Origin of the sequence: Zhihengliuella sp. ISTPL4 (assembly GCF_002848265.1) — a bacterium.
Taxonomy (GTDB): domain Bacteria; phylum Actinomycetota; class Actinomycetes; order Actinomycetales; family Microbacteriaceae; genus Microbacterium.
In genome coordinates this window covers 3,499,447-3,512,755 of the sequence record NZ_CP025422.1, presented here as the reverse complement: position 1 = coordinate 3,512,755, position 13,309 = coordinate 3,499,447, and the positions used below count along the sequence as shown (strand labels likewise).

The 13,309-nt window shown below is 70.2% G+C and carries 15 protein-coding genes and 1 tRNA gene; 10 read left to right on the top strand and 6 right to left on the bottom strand.

The genetic code is table 11. From position 1 onward, the window contains the following. Positions 1-70: 70 nt before the first annotated feature. The 8 genes from idi to CYL12_RS16910 are packed head-to-tail and all read left to right on the top strand — an operon-like array spanning position 71 to position 7,970. A complete protein-coding gene (gene idi / locus CYL12_RS16945) occupies positions 71-592 on the top strand; it encodes an isopentenyl-diphosphate Delta-isomerase (protein ID WP_101848593.1) in 522 nt (173 codons plus the stop codon). Positions 593-595: 3 nt separating this feature from the next. Further along, the gene (locus CYL12_RS16940) at positions 596-1,678 is read left to right on the top strand and encodes a polyprenyl synthetase family protein (RefSeq protein WP_101848592.1); all 1,083 of its coding nucleotides are present in this window, start codon (positions 596-598) and stop codon (positions 1,676-1,678) included. Beyond that, entirely contained in the window at positions 1,675-2,583 is a 909-nt protein-coding gene (locus CYL12_RS16935) for a phytoene/squalene synthase family protein (protein ID WP_101848591.1), read from the top strand. The genes CYL12_RS16940 and CYL12_RS16935 overlap by 4 nt, the downstream gene beginning before the upstream one ends. Next, the gene (gene crtI / locus CYL12_RS16930) at positions 2,580-4,172 is read left to right on the top strand and encodes a phytoene desaturase family protein (protein ID WP_101848590.1); all 1,593 of its coding nucleotides are present in this window, start codon (positions 2,580-2,582) and stop codon (positions 4,170-4,172) included. Before CYL12_RS16935 ends, crtI begins: the two co-directional genes overlap by 4 nt. Beyond that, complete coding sequence (locus CYL12_RS16925) at positions 4,172-4,516, top strand: lycopene cyclase domain-containing protein (RefSeq protein ID WP_101848871.1); 345 nt, start codon at positions 4,172-4,174, stop codon at positions 4,514-4,516. The genes crtI and CYL12_RS16925 overlap by 1 nt, the downstream gene beginning before the upstream one ends. Continuing rightward, positions 4,513-4,845 carry a lycopene cyclase domain-containing protein gene (locus tag CYL12_RS16920; protein ID WP_101848589.1) on the top strand — a complete coding sequence of 111 codons (333 nt, stop codon included), beginning with the start codon at positions 4,513-4,515 and terminating at the stop codon, positions 4,843-4,845. The genes CYL12_RS16925 and CYL12_RS16920 overlap by 4 nt, the downstream gene beginning before the upstream one ends. Further along, entirely contained in the window at positions 4,842-5,738 is an 897-nt protein-coding gene (locus CYL12_RS16915) for a prenyltransferase (protein WP_101848588.1), read from the top strand. Before CYL12_RS16920 ends, CYL12_RS16915 begins: the two co-directional genes overlap by 4 nt. Positions 5,739-5,783: 45 nt before the next feature. Beyond that, a complete protein-coding gene (locus CYL12_RS16910; RefSeq protein ID WP_101848587.1) occupies positions 5,784-7,970 on the top strand; it encodes an MMPL family transporter in 2,187 nt (728 codons plus the stop codon). 18 nt (positions 7,971-7,988) lie between these two features. Here CYL12_RS16910 and CYL12_RS16905 read toward each other — a convergent pair. The 4 genes from CYL12_RS16905 to CYL12_RS16890 all read right to left on the bottom strand — a co-directional run bounded on the left by CYL12_RS16905 (position 7,989) and on the right by CYL12_RS16890 (position 10,683). Next, a tRNA-Arg gene (locus tag CYL12_RS16905) sits at positions 7,989-8,062 on the bottom strand. Between the two features lie 49 nt (positions 8,063-8,111). Continuing rightward, positions 8,112-8,609 carry an HNH endonuclease gene (locus tag CYL12_RS16900; RefSeq protein WP_025105538.1) on the bottom strand — a complete coding sequence of 166 codons (498 nt, stop codon included), beginning with the start codon at positions 8,607-8,609 and terminating at the stop codon, positions 8,112-8,114. Between the two features lie 306 nt (positions 8,610-8,915). After that, positions 8,916-9,746, bottom strand: a complete 831-nt coding sequence (locus CYL12_RS16895; RefSeq protein ID WP_101848586.1) for a M23 family metallopeptidase — start codon at positions 9,744-9,746, stop codon at positions 8,916-8,918. Between the two features lie 235 nt (positions 9,747-9,981). Beyond that, positions 9,982-10,683 carry a metal-dependent transcriptional regulator gene (locus CYL12_RS16890; RefSeq protein ID WP_101848585.1) on the bottom strand — a complete coding sequence of 234 codons (702 nt, stop codon included), beginning with the start codon at positions 10,681-10,683 and terminating at the stop codon, positions 9,982-9,984. A gap of 100 nt (positions 10,684-10,783) precedes the next feature. Here CYL12_RS16890 and serC point away from each other — a divergent pair, with 100 nt between their 5' ends. Further along, on the top strand, positions 10,784-11,896 hold the full coding sequence (serC, locus tag CYL12_RS16885) for a phosphoserine transaminase (protein ID WP_101848584.1): 1,113 nt from the start codon (positions 10,784-10,786) through the stop codon (positions 11,894-11,896). 9 nt (positions 11,897-11,905) lie between these two features. Here serC and CYL12_RS16880 read toward each other — a convergent pair whose 3' ends face one another. Then, positions 11,906-12,544, bottom strand: a complete 639-nt coding sequence (locus tag CYL12_RS16880; RefSeq protein WP_101848583.1) for a DUF3027 domain-containing protein — start codon at positions 12,542-12,544, stop codon at positions 11,906-11,908. Beyond that, positions 12,528-12,908: a cold-shock protein gene (locus CYL12_RS16875; protein ID WP_025105533.1), complete on the bottom strand. Its 381-nt coding sequence runs from the start codon at positions 12,906-12,908 to the stop codon at positions 12,528-12,530. Before CYL12_RS16875 ends, CYL12_RS16880 begins: the two co-directional genes overlap by 17 nt. Positions 12,909-13,023: 115 nt before the next feature. On the opposite strand from CYL12_RS16875, the gene CYL12_RS16870 reads away from it, so the two are divergent. Next, a complete protein-coding gene (locus tag CYL12_RS16870) occupies positions 13,024-13,299 on the top strand; it encodes a multidrug ABC transporter ATPase (RefSeq protein ID WP_101848582.1) in 276 nt (91 codons plus the stop codon). The last annotated feature ends 10 nt before the right edge of the window (positions 13,300-13,309 follow it).

The following is a 13,309-nucleotide window of genomic DNA, read 5'->3' as shown; positions in this document are numbered from 1 at the left end:
CATGTTACACACGAAGAGCTTCATGCTAAGTTGATATTTCGCCAGGTTAGCTAAACGACGAGAGGATGCCATGGAGAACGTCACGCTCCTCGCCGAAGACGGGACCGCCGTCGGCTTCCTGCCCAAGAGCGAGGTCCATACGACCGACACCCCCCTCCACCTCGCCTTCTCCTGCTATGTGCGGGACCGCGAGGGCCGGCTTCTCGTCACACGTCGCGCTCTCGGCAAGCGCACGTGGCCCGGTGTCTGGACCAACAGCTTCTGCGGCCACCCGCAGCCGGGCGAGGACATGATCGAAGCGGTGCGCCGACGGGGATCCGACGAACTCGGCATCCGTGTGGACGACATCCGGCTCGCCCTTCCCGGCTATCGCTACCGGGCGGTGGACGCGAGCGGCATCGTCGAGAACGAGATCTGCCCCGTGCACGTCGCGGTGGTGGATGAGCAGCCCACCGCCGATCCCGACGAGGTGGCGGAGTGGGCCTGGGTCGAGGTCGACGACCTCCTCGCTGCGGTCACCCGCACCCCCTTCGCCTTCAGCCCGTGGCTCGCGGAGCAGCTCCCCCTGCTCCGGGCACGCGGAGAGGTCTGACCCATGGTCGTCACGATCACGGAGGAAGACCTCGGCACCCGGATCGAGGCGGCGCTGCGGCGACGGTTCGCCGAGCGCACGGCCGCCGCCGAACACTACGGACCCGAGTTCGCCGCACTGTGGCACACGGCCGCCGAGCACGCGCTCGGCGGGAAGCTCCTGCGTCCGCGCATGCTCATGGACCTGCTCTCCGCGCTCTCCACGTCGGCACTCTCGGAGAAGGACGCCGCGCGTGCGATCGAGGTCGCCGCGCACATCGAGCTGCTGCACTTCGCTTTCCTCCTGCACGACGACGTGATCGACGGCGACCTCACGCGTCGCCGGCGTCCCAACCTCATCGGCGCGCTCGTGTCCCGTCGCCCTGACGAGAGCGGCGACACCGCTCTGCACTGGGGGCGGTCCAGCGCCATCCTCCTCGGAGACCTGCTCCTCTCCAGCGCCGTGCTCGGCTTCGCCCGCGCCGACCTACCGAACGCGCGGCGGGAGCGTCTCCTCGCCCTTCTCGAGACCACCGTGTTCGAGACCGTCGCCGGCGAGCACTCGGACGTCGCGCTCAGCGACGGCGTCATCGCTGCGGACCTTCGCACGATCCTCGCCACGAGCGCGTCGAAGACCGCGGCCTACTCCTTCGTCCTCCCGCTTCGCGCGGCGGCGATCCTGTCCGGGGCACCGACGGCCGCGGAGGAGCAGCTGACCGAGATCGGCGGCCACCTCGGTCTCGCCTACCAGCTGCAGGACGACCTGCTGTCCGTGTTCGGCGACCCGGAGGCGCACGGGAAAGACCCCTATTCCGACCTCCGCGAGGGCAAGGAGACCGCGATCATCGCCTACGCCCGGATGACCAGCCACTGGCCCAGCATCGAGCTGCGGTTCGGCGAGACCGACCTCAGTGTCGAGGACGCGGCGGAGATGCGCGACCGTCTCCGCGAGTGCGGCGCGGAGGGATTCGTCCGCGGTCTCGTGGAGGAACAGCTCGCCGCCGTATCGTCGGTCCTCGCGGAAGCCGAGGAGGCGGGCACCCTGTCGGCCGACGCCGGACGCATCATCCTCGCTCTCACCGACCGGATCGAGGGACGCAGCCGATGACCGCGACCCCTGCCGAGCACCGGGACGACGCCGCGCTGCGCCGGTTCAGCCGCACCGCCGAGATCGCGACGTCCGACGTCATCCGCACCTACTCGACGTCCTTCGGCCTCGCCACGCGCCTCCTCGGACGACGCCACCGTCAGCACGTGCGCAACATCTACGCCATGGTGCGCATCGCGGATGAGATCGTCGACGGCGTCGCCGCCGAGGCCGGACTCGACGCCGGCGCCCAGGCCGCCGCCCTGGACTCGTACATCGCGGAGACGCATCGGTCGATGCAGACCGGCTACAGCAGCGATCTCATCCTCCACGCGTTCGCCAGGACGGCGCGCGAGTGCGGGATCGGCGAAGACCTCACCCAGCCGTTCTTCGCCTCCATGCGCGCGGACATCGCCGGAGAGTCGGGCTTCACGGCGTACGACGCCGACGCCCATGCCGCGTACGTCCACGGGTCGGCCGAGGTCGTCGGCCTGATGTGCCTGCGGGTCTTCCTCCGCGACACCACGCGCACGCCGGCGGAGCTCGCCATCCTCGACCGCGGAGCACGGCGACTGGGCGCCGCCTTCCAGAACGTGAACTTCCTCCGCGACCTCGCCGACGACACCGATCGGCTGCAACGTGGCTACCTCGGTGGCTCGTCCCGCCTCACGGACGCCGACCGCGATGCCTGGGTCGACACCGTCCACCGTCAGCTGGCCGATGCCAGGGCGGCGATCCCCCTGCTCCCGAAGGACGCCCGCGCTGCGGTCCGCAGCGCCCTCGCCCTCTTCGCCGCGCTGACGCGCAAGGTCGCCAGGACGCCCGCGGAGGAGCTGTACCGCCGCCGCGTCCGCGTGCCGGATCCGGTCAAGGCGCTGCTGGCCGGTCGCGCCGTCGTCGTCACCGCCCTGGAGCGGGACCGATGAGCCGCGTCGTCGTGATCGGCGCCGGCGTGGCGGGCCTGGCCACCGCCGGGCTGCTGGCCCGAGACGGGCACGACGTCGTCGTGCTGGAGAAGAACGACCGTGTCGGCGGACGGGCGGGCACCGTCGAGCGCGAGGGCTTCCGGTTCGACTCCGGCCCCTCGTGGTACCTCATGCCCGAGGTGTTCGACCACTACTTCCGCATGATGGGGACGAGCACGGAGGAGCAGCTCGACCTGACGCTGCTCGACCCGGGATATCGTGTCTTCCGTTCCCCCGAGTCCGGCGATGCCCCGGTGACGGTGCCCGCTGGACGGGGGGCCGTGGCGCGGCTGTTCGAGTCGATGGAACCGGGCTCCGCCGCCGCCCTCGACACCTATCTCGCCTCCGCGCACGATGCCGGCGCGATGGCGCGGCGGTACTTCCTCTACAACCCGTTCACCCGGACCAGGACGCTGGCGGCCCCCGAGGTGGTGCGCGCCCTGCCGCGGCTCTTCTCGCTGCTCGGCACGCGCCTCCAGGCTTTCGCGGCGCGACGTTTCCGGCACCCCGTCCTGCGGCAGATCCTCGGCTACCCGGCGGTCTTCCTCGGCACCGATCCCCGCACCGCCCCTGCCATGTACCACCTCATGAGCGCGCTCGATCTCGACCAGGGCGTGCTGTACCCCCAGGGCGGTTTCTGGCGCGTCGTCGAGCGCCTGGAGGCGCTGGCGACGGACGCCGGTGCGCGGATCGTCACCGGCGCGGAGGTGACCGGGATCCGCACCCAGGACGCCGAGGGCGCGACGCACGTGACCGGCGTCGGCTGGACGGACTGCGAGGGCCACCAGCACGTGGCCGATGCGGACGTCGTCGTCTCGGGCGCCGATCTCCATCACACCGAGACCGCGCTGCTGCCCCCCACGCTGCAGTCCTATCCCGAGTCCTGGTGGGCTCGTCGGACGAGTGGCCCTGGCGGTGTGCTCGTGATGCTGGGCGTCCGCGGCGCCCTGCCCGAGCTCCCGCACCACTCGCTCTTCTTCACGGACGACTGGGATTCGAACTTCGACGCGATCTTCGGCCGTGATCCCGCCATCCCGACGCCGGCATCCACGTACGTCTGCCGGCCTAGCGCAACGGACACGGATGTCGCCCCGGAAGGACACGAGAACCTCTTCGTCCTGGTCCCGGTTCCGGCCGACGTCGAACTGGGCCACGGCGGCAGCGACAGTGCCGGCTCTCCGCAGATCGAGAAGGCGGCGGACGCCGCGATCGACATGATCTCGGTCTGGGCCGGAATCCCCGACCTGCGGGAACGCATCATCGTCCGGGAGACGGTGGGCCCGGCCGACTTCCACGACGACTACCACTCCTGGCGCGGCGGAATGCTGGGTCCCGCGCACATCCTGTCGCAGAGCGCGATGTTCCGCGCCCAGAACGCCTCCCGCCGCGTGCAGGGGCTCTACTACGCGGGCGCGACGACGGCACCGGGCGTCGGCGTGCCGATGTGCCTCATCAGCGCCGAGATCGTGCTCAAGCGCATCCGTGGGGACCACTCCCCCGGCCCGCTGCCGGAGCCGGCCGTCCGTCCCGCGGCACCGGAGCGCGCATGATCGGCGCGATCTACCTCACCGCCCTGCTGGTCTCCCTCGGCTGCATGCTGCTACTCGACTGGCGTTTCCGGCTCTTCTTCTGGCGGGACGCCGTCGCGGCGTCGATCGTCACCGTCGTCGGGCTCGCGTTCTTCCTCGCCTGGGACGTCGCCGGCATCGCGGCCGGGATCTTCTTCCGCGGTGAAGCGGCGATCGCCACGGGCATCGTCCTGGCTCCCGAACTCCCGCTGGAGGAGCCGGTCTTCCTGGTCTTCCTCGTCGTCTGCACGATGGTGCTGTACGGCGGTGCCGTGCGGTTCCTCGAGCGCCGCCGGGTCCGGATCGCCGAAGGAGCGAGACGATGACCTACCTGCAGCTGTCCGCCGTCTTCCTCGCCGTCGCCGCCCTGGCCGCGGTCGCCCTCTGCGTCGGCACGCGGCGCGCCCCGCACCTCGGTGCGCTGGCTCTCACGGCTTCCGCGCTGTTCATCCTCACCGCCGTCTTCGACACCGTCATGATCGCCACCGGGCTCTTCCATTACGCGCCCTCCCACCTCGCCGGCGTGCACATCGGTCTCGCGCCACTGGAAGACTTCGCGTACCCGCTCGCCGGCGTGCTGCTGCTGCCTGCCCTGTGGACCGCGCTGCGCGCGCGACGATCCCGGAACACCGCACGGCAAGAGGAGCGCCCATGACCGGCCAGACGTCGCACCGTGCCGGCGGTCTCGGCCGCGACATCGCCCAGATCGTCCTCTCCTCCCGCCCCATCAGCTGGATCAACACGGCGTTCCCGTTCGCCGCCGCGTACCTGCTGAGCACGAGAGAGATCGACGCGACGTTCGTGATCGGCACCCTCTACTTCCTCGTGCCGTACAACCTCGCGATGTACGGCATCAACGACGTCTTCGACTACGCCTCCGACCTGGCGAATCCGCGCAAGGGCGGCATCGAGGGGGCACTGCTGTCCCCGCGCATCCATCGCGCGACCCTGTGGGCGGCGGCCGTCACCAACGTGCCGTTCCTCGTCTACCTCTTCGCCGTCGGGACCCCGGCGTCGTGGCTGTGGCTCGCCGTCAGCGTCTTCGCGGTCCTCGCGTACTCGGCACCGGTGCTGCGCTTCAAGGAACGGCCGTTCCTGGACTCCGTGACCTCCAGCACCCACTTCGTGAGTCCGGCCCTCGTCGGCCTCACCCTCGCCGGCGCGCCGGTCACCACGACCAGCGTGCTCGTGCTCGGCGCCTTCTTCCTGTGGGGCATGGCCGCCCACGCGTTCGGCGCCGTCCAGGACATCGGCCCCGATCGCGAGGGCGGGATCTCGTCCATCGCGACCGTGATCGGCGCCAGGGCGACCGTCCGACTCTCCCTCGCGCTGTGGACGGTGGCCGGCGTCGCGATGCTGCTGACCCCCTGGCCCGGCCCGCTCGCCGCCGTCCTGGCCCTGCCCTACATCGTCAACGCCGCGCCGTGGTGGAACGTCACCGACGAGACCTCGGCCCGCACGAACCGCGCCTGGCGCCGGTTCATCGCGCTGAACTACATCGCCGGTTTCCTCGCCACGATGATCCTCATCCTCGCCTGGGTCTCCTGACCCGCGTCGAACCCTTCCCCGACCGCCGCTCCTGAAAGGCCCACGATGTCCCGCCCCGCCCCCGCACCGACGCCGCCGACCCGCGAGCGCACCCGACGCCACTCCTGGCTGCGGGTGTTCCTGCCCGTCGCCCTCATCCTGGTGTGGCTGGCCGGGGCTTCCTTCGGCGGTCCGCTGTTCGGCAAGGTCGACGAGGTCTCGTCCAACGATCAGACGACGTACCTGCCGGAGTCCGCGGACGCCACGACCGTGCAGCAGCTCCTCGGCGAGTTCACCGACAGCGACGCCATCCCGGCGATCGCGGTGTTCACCTCGGAGGAGGAGCTGACGCCGTCCGAGCTCGAAGCGATCTCCGACGCGGTGGCCGACGCGCCGGACGTGGAGGGCGTCGCGGACGACGTCTCCCCGGCGCTGCCGTCCGAGGACGGCCGCGCCGTGCAGGCCTTCATCCCGATCGACGGCGACGCGGAGCTCAGCGAGGCCACGGCCGCGCTCGGTGACGAGCTGCGCGCCGCGGTGCCGGACGGCATCACGGTCTACATCACGGGACCGGCGGGCTTCACCGCCGACCTCGCCGCCGGCTTCGCTGGCATCGACGGCCTGCTCCTCGGCGTCGCCCTGCTGGCGGTGCTCGTGATCCTCGTGCTCGTCTACCGATCGTTCCTCCTGCCGCTCGTCGTGCTCTCCACGAGCCTGTTCGCGCTGTGCGTGGCGCTCCTCGTCGTCTGGTGGCTGGCGAAGTGGGAGATCCTCCTGCTCAGCGGGCAGACCCAGGGCATCCTCTTCATCCTCGTGATCGGCGCGGCCACGGACTACGCGCTGCTCTTCGTCGCGCGCTTCCGGGAGGAGTTGCGCGTCGCACAGGACAAGGGCGTCGCCCTCCTGGCCGCGTGGAAGGGGTCCGTCGAGCCGATCGTCGCCTCCGGCGGCACGGTGATCGCCGGACTCCTGTGCCTGCTGCTCAGCGACCTGAAGTCGAACAGCACCCTGGGGCCGGTCGCCGCGATCGGCATCGTGTTCGCCATGCTCTCCGCGCTCACTCTCCTGCCGGCGCTGCTGCTCCTGTTCGGACGGGCGGCCTTCTGGCCCCGCCGCCCCCGCTTCGAGCCGGAGGCCGTGGCCGAGGAGCACGGCATGCGCACCACGGGCCTGTGGGCCCGCCTCTCCGGCCTCATCAAGAAGCACCCCCGCGTCATCTGGATCGCGACCACCCTCGTGCTCCTCGCGGGAGCCGCGGGTGTCACGCAGCTGGACGCCCAGGGCGTTCCGCAGTCCGACCTCGTGCTCGGCGCCTCGGAGGCGCGTGACGGTCAGGTCGCGCTCGGCGAGCACTTCCCCGGCGGCTCGGGCAGCCCCGTCTCCGTGATCGTGGACGAGGACCGGATGCAGGAGGCCGCCGACGTGCTCCTCGCGAGCGACGGGATCGACGGCGTGACCGTCACCGCCGCCGACTCGCCGAGCGGGTCCGCGCCGGTCACCGAGGACGGCATCACCGCCGTGGGTCCCCCCGGCACCCCCGCGCCCGAGCCCACGACGGTCGACGGCCAGGTGCTCCTGCAGGGGACGCTGACGGATGCCGCGGACTCCGCCGCTGCGGCCTCCACCGTGCGCGAGCTGCGCGGAGAACTCGACGACATCGGGGCGGTGGTGGGCGGGGTGACGGCCACCTCGATCGACACGAACGACGCATCCATCCACGACCGCAACCTCATCATCCCGGTGATCCTCGTCGTGATCATGATCATCCTGATGCTGCTGCTGCGCTCGATCCTGGCACCGGTGCTGCTGGTCCTCACCACGGTGCTGTCCTTCGGCACGGCCATGGGTGTCTCGGCGCTCGTGTTCAACGGCATCTTCGACTTCCCCGGCGCCGACCCCGCCGTCCCGCTCTATGGGTTCGTGTTCCTCGTGGCCCTCGGCATCGACTACAACATCTTCCTCATGACCCGGGTGCGGGAGGAGTCGAAGCAGCACGGCACGAGGGAGGGCATCCTCCGCGGGCTGTCCATCACGGGTGGCGTCATCACCTCGGCCGGTCTGGTGCTGGCGGCGACGTTCGCTGCGCTGTCGGTGATCCCGATCCTGTTCCTCGTGCAGCTCGCGTTCATCGTCGCCTTCGGCGTACTGCTGGACACCTTCGTGGTGCGCTCGCTGCTCGTCCCGGCGCTGACGTACGACATCGGCAAAGCCATCTGGTGGCCGTCGAAGCTGTGGCGGAGCGGCAAGCCCTGAGGCTCGCGGAAGCGGGGGTGCCCTCGACAGGATTCGAACCTGCGACCTGCCCTTTAGGAGAGGGCTGCTCTATCCTGCTGAGCTACGAGGGCGCGCTGCCAGTCTACGGGACCACGGCGACGCGCCCTCGCGCCGTCCCGCTCAGGCGGCGAGGGCGAGGTACGGCTCCCAGCGGGGGTCGCTGCGCTCCACTCCGCGCACCGTCCACGCCGTCCCGTGCGGCGGGCGCGGAGTGAACCGCAGCTGCCAGCGCATCTCCTGCGGGGTGCGGTTGCTCTTCAGATTGTTGCAGCGCAGGCAGCACGCGACGAGGTTTTCCCAGGAGTCCGCTCCCCCACGGGAGCGCGGGAGGACGTGGTCGATCGTCGCGGCGGCCTTGCCGCAGTAGCCGCACCGGTGGCCGTCCCGCCGGAGGACACCGCGGCGGGTCACCGGCACACGTCGGCTCGTGGGCACGCGCACATAGCGGGAGAGGATGATCACCGCCGGTCGATCGTAGACGCCGTGGGTACCCCAGACGGGGTCGTCCTCGACTCTCTCGATGACCGTCGCCTTGTCGTTCATCACCAGGACGAGGGCTCTCTTGAAGGACACGATGGCCAAGGGCTCGTATCCGGCGTTCAGGACCAGTGTGCGCATTCGTCATCCTCTCGATCCGCCGGGACGGCTTCCCGGCACTCTCGACTCACACGACGTCGTGCAGGAGGAAGAGCGTTCGCAGGGACGAAAAAAGGCGCCGTCTAGAGACGGCGCCTTTCGCGCGCGGCAGCACCGCGGCATCCCTGCGGGCAATGCCGAAGGACGTGACGACCGAGAGCGTCCATGGTTCGGATGCTCGGTGTTCGCTCCATCAGCCTCTCCCGTCTGTATGACGACGGGTTCAGGCTAACCCATCCCGCGGGGACCGAGGCGGAACGACGGATGAATGCTCGAGAACGTCTCCGGTCAGCCGGCGTTGACCGAGAGCCAGGACATCGGCTCGACCAGGCCGCCGTTGATCCAGACCTCGAAGTGGAGGTGGTTCGCGGTCGAGCGGCCGGTGCTGCCGACGTAGCCGATCAGCTGGCCGGCGGCGACCGTCTGCCCGGCCTGCACCTGACGCGAGCCGTAGAGCATGTGTCCGTAGGTGGTCTGCACGCGCTGCCCGCCCACGACGCTGTCGAGCATCACCGCGACGCCGTAGCCGCCGATGCTCTCGGCGGAGGCGCGGACGACACCGGCGGCCGCGGCATAGATGGGAGTGCCCGCCGGGGCGAGCATGTCGGCGCCGTTGTGACCGCCGCCGACGGTGCGGCTGACGTTCCAGGAACCCAGCGGCAACGGGTAGCGGACCTGGCCGGAGCCGGGGGCCACGAGCGCGTAACCGGCGGTGTTGAAGTTGCCCGAAGATGACGTCGAGGTGGACGCGGCCGCAGCGGCGGCGGCACGGGCGGCGGCCGCAGCGGCCTCCTCGGCCTTCTTCTTCTCGATCTCCTCGGGCGTCGTCGCGCTGAACGCACCGCGCACGAGCGGAGCGGCCGTGGCTTCCGATGCGACGACGAGCGACTGCGCGTCGACCGCAGCGAGCTGCTGGACGGTCTGGGCGGTGGCGTCCGTCGGCTTCGACGCCGCATACGCGGGAAGCGCGACGGCGGCGACGAGGGCGCCGACCGCACCGAAGATCGCGACCGACCGGAGGGGGGCTGCGATCTTCCGGGCGCTGATCCGCGGCGCGGTGCGCCGGGCGACTCCTCGATCTTCAGATTTCTTCGCGGGCGGTTCGATGTCTGCGGCCAAAACGTGGTCCTCCTGAGCCTTCGCACCTCGGGTGGCGCTGGCCCGTCGATGCTCTACCCCAGGGCAGGGATGCACTGCTCGGGTTCGAGTGCGTCCCTTTCGGGAAGACGACGAGCCGGAAGGCGGATCTTCGCGGTTCGCCCCCAGCGGGCTTCTTCGCTGAGGACCTGACCGAGGTTACCGGAAGATAACGATCATGTCACCCTGGGAAACTGACAATCCTCGGTGAGCCGAATCAGGCCGGCTCACCGACGAGGAAGATGTGCGAGGCGAGCTCCACGGGAAGCTCGAGGCCCTCTTCTTTGCCGTCCATCTGGATGAGCACGTAGCCCTCGTTGAAGCGGAAGTCCCCGCGGGCGCCGGGGATGACGCCCGCATCGCGCAGCTGCTCCAGGAGTTCGGGGTCGACCTGCGCGGGCTCGGCGAGGCGGCGGACCGTGCCCTCGACCGGCTCGCCGGCGGCGTTCAGTCGCTGCACGAGGCCGATGACACCCTCGTCGAAGGTGCGCGCCGGAAGATCGCCGAGCTGGTCGAGACCCGGGATCGGGTTGCCGTACGGCGACTCGGTGGGGTGCCCCAGCAGTTCGACGAGGCGGCGCTCCACCTGCTCGCTCATGACGTGCTCCCAGCGGCAGGCCTCTTCGTGCACGAAGGCCCAGTCCAGACCGATCACGTCGGACAGCAGCCGCTCCGCGAGGCGGTGCTTGCGCATCACGTCGACGGCTTTGCGGCGGCCGGCGTCGGTGAGTTCGAGCGTGCGGTCCTCGGAGACCACGACGAGACCGTCGCGTTCCATGCGCCCGACCGTCTGCGAGACGGTGGGACCCGAGTGCCCGAGGCGCTCCGAGATGCGCGCCCGCAGCGGCACGATGTTCTCCTCCTCGAGTTCGAGGATGGTGCGGAGATACATCTCCGTGGTGTCGATCAGATCGGTCATGTGGGGCCCTCCGAAGTTCTTAGGCAAGCCTACATTCCCCCGGCGACATCGGATCGGCACACGGACGGGCGGCGCCGTGCGATCCCCCTAGAATCAACCCATGGCGATCGAGATTCCCCGTGACCTCCTGCCCACAGACGGCCGTTTCGGCTGCGGCCCCTCGAAGGTGCGCGGTGCGCAGCTCGAGGCGCTCGTCACGAAGGGCGCCTCGGTCCTCGGGACGTCGCACCGTCAGGCCCCGGTGAAGAACCTCGTCGGCAGTGTCCGCGAGCAGCTCGCCGCCCTCTTCCGTCTCCCCGAGGGGTACGAGATCATCCTCGGCAACGGCGGGTCGACCGCTTTCTGGGATGCCGCCGCGTTCGGCCTCATCGAGCGCCGCAGCCAGAACCTCGTGTTCGGCGAATTCGGCGGCAAGTTCGCCAAGGCTGCCGGCGCTCCATGGCTCGAGGCCCCCGACGTCCGCTCCGCGGAACCCGGATCGCGGAGCGCTGCAGAGCTCGTCGAGGGCGTGGATGTGTACGCCTGGCCGCACAACGAGACCTCCACGGGGGTGGCCGCCCCGGTCGAGCGCGTCCACGCCGAAGGCGCTCTCACGGTGATCGACGCGACGAGCGCCGCCGGCGGCATCGATCTCGATATGAGCCAGGCGGACGTCTACTACTTCGCCCCGCAGAAGAACCTCGGCTCGGACGGTGGCCTCTGGTTCGCCGCCGTCTCCCCGACCGCGATCGACCGCATCGAGCGGATCGCCGCCTCCGGGCGGTACATCCCCGAGTTCCTGAGCCTGAAGCACGCCGTGGACAACTCGCGTCTGAACCAGACGCTGAACACCCCCGCCCTCGCGACGCTGCTCCTCCTCGACGACCAGCTCCAGTGGATCCTCGGCAACGGCGGACTCACCTGGGCCGCCGCGCGCACGGCCGAATCGTCGGCGCTGCTGTACGACTGGGCGGAAGCCTCTGCGGTCGCGACGCCGTTCGTCGCCGACCCCACGCACCGTTCCCCCGTGGTCGCGACGATCGACTTCGACGAGAGCGTCGACGCGGCGGCGATCGCCAAAGCGCTCCGCGCCAACGGCATCGTCGACACCGAGCCGTACCGCAAGCTCGGCCGCAACCAGCTGCGCGTGGCGACGTTCGTCTCGATCGAGCCGGACGACGTGCGTCAGCTCATCCGAGCCATCGACTTCGTGCAGGAGAACCTGGGCGGCTGACCGCCCTGCTCACTCCTCTTCGTCGCCGGCGTCCGCATCGCGGACGTCGGCGTCGTCGTCTTCGTCTCCGTCGAGGTCGTCGTCTTCATCCTCGTCGAGGTCGTCGTCTTCTGCGTCCCCCGCGTCGGAATCGTCGCCGGACTCGTCCTCGTCACCCGCGACGGCGTCATCGAGCTCGTCGATGTCCACACCGTCGACGTCACCGGCATGCAGGATGTCCGATCCGTCCTCATCGAGCTCGTCGTCGTCGGCGTCCTCGTCGGGGTCGTCATCTTCCGCATCGGAGTCGATGGTCTCCCCGGCCGCCGCTGCGGCCTCGGCCAGTTCGGCCTGGTGCGCACGGTACTCGGCAAGGCGCTCCGCCCACGGCACCCACTCCGGCGCCAGAAGCGCGCCGTCGCCGGGGAGCAGCTCCACCTCGAGGACGGTGGGCTCCTCATCCTCGACGCGGGCGACCGTCACGGTCCAGTACCACCCCGGGTACCCGGGGAGCCGGTTCTCGAAGCGCAGCGAGATCGAGCCGTCCTCTTCCTGCACGAAACCCGCGGCCGGGCCGATGGTCGAGGCCGGCGTGATCTCGCGCAGCGCGGCGACCGCGAGGTCGTGCGCCTCGACGAGCCGCGCGTCGGCGTCAGGCTTCGAGGTCATCGGCGACCTTGCGCAGCACGGCGGCGATCTTGCGACCGTGGCTCGACGAGGGGTAGCGGCCGCGACGCAGGTCGCCGCCGATGCCGTCGAGGAGCTTCACGAGGTCCTCGATGATGATCGCCATGTCGTCGGCGGGCTTGCGCTTGGCCTTCGCCAGGCTGGGCGGTGCCTCGAGCACCCGCACCGACAGCGCCTGCAGGCCGCGCTTGCCGTCGGCCACGCCGAACTCCACGCGCGCACCCGCCTTGACCGCGGTGCCGGCCGGCATCGCGGAGGCGTGCAGGAAGACGTCCTGGCCGTCATCGCTGGCGATGAAGCCGAAACCCTTGTCTTCGTCGTAGAACCTGACCTTGCCGGTGGGCATGGGAGAACCTCGCTGGGATCGTGTGCAGAACAGAGCGCGCTCGTGCGCGTGCCCCCAGCCTACCGGTCACGGGCGGAACGGTACCGCTTCCGCGGGTGCGAGTAGGCTGGGGCGGATGAGCACGAAGAGCCCCGGACCGGAGGTCCCCATCCGTCGGATCGACCGCATCCTGGCGTTCACCGCGCTCGGCATCGCGGCCGCGTCGGTGATCTGCTTCTTCGTCATCATCATCGGCACCGCACTCGGCATGGATGCCGCCGCCTTCGGCGAGGGCCTGTGGCCGGTGATCGCGGCGATCCCCTACTGGGGCCTGCCGCTCGCCTTCGTCATGATCATCGTGCTGCTGGTGATGAGCTTCGTCCGGAAGGGCCGCGCCGAGTCGCGTCGCTGAGGCCGCACCG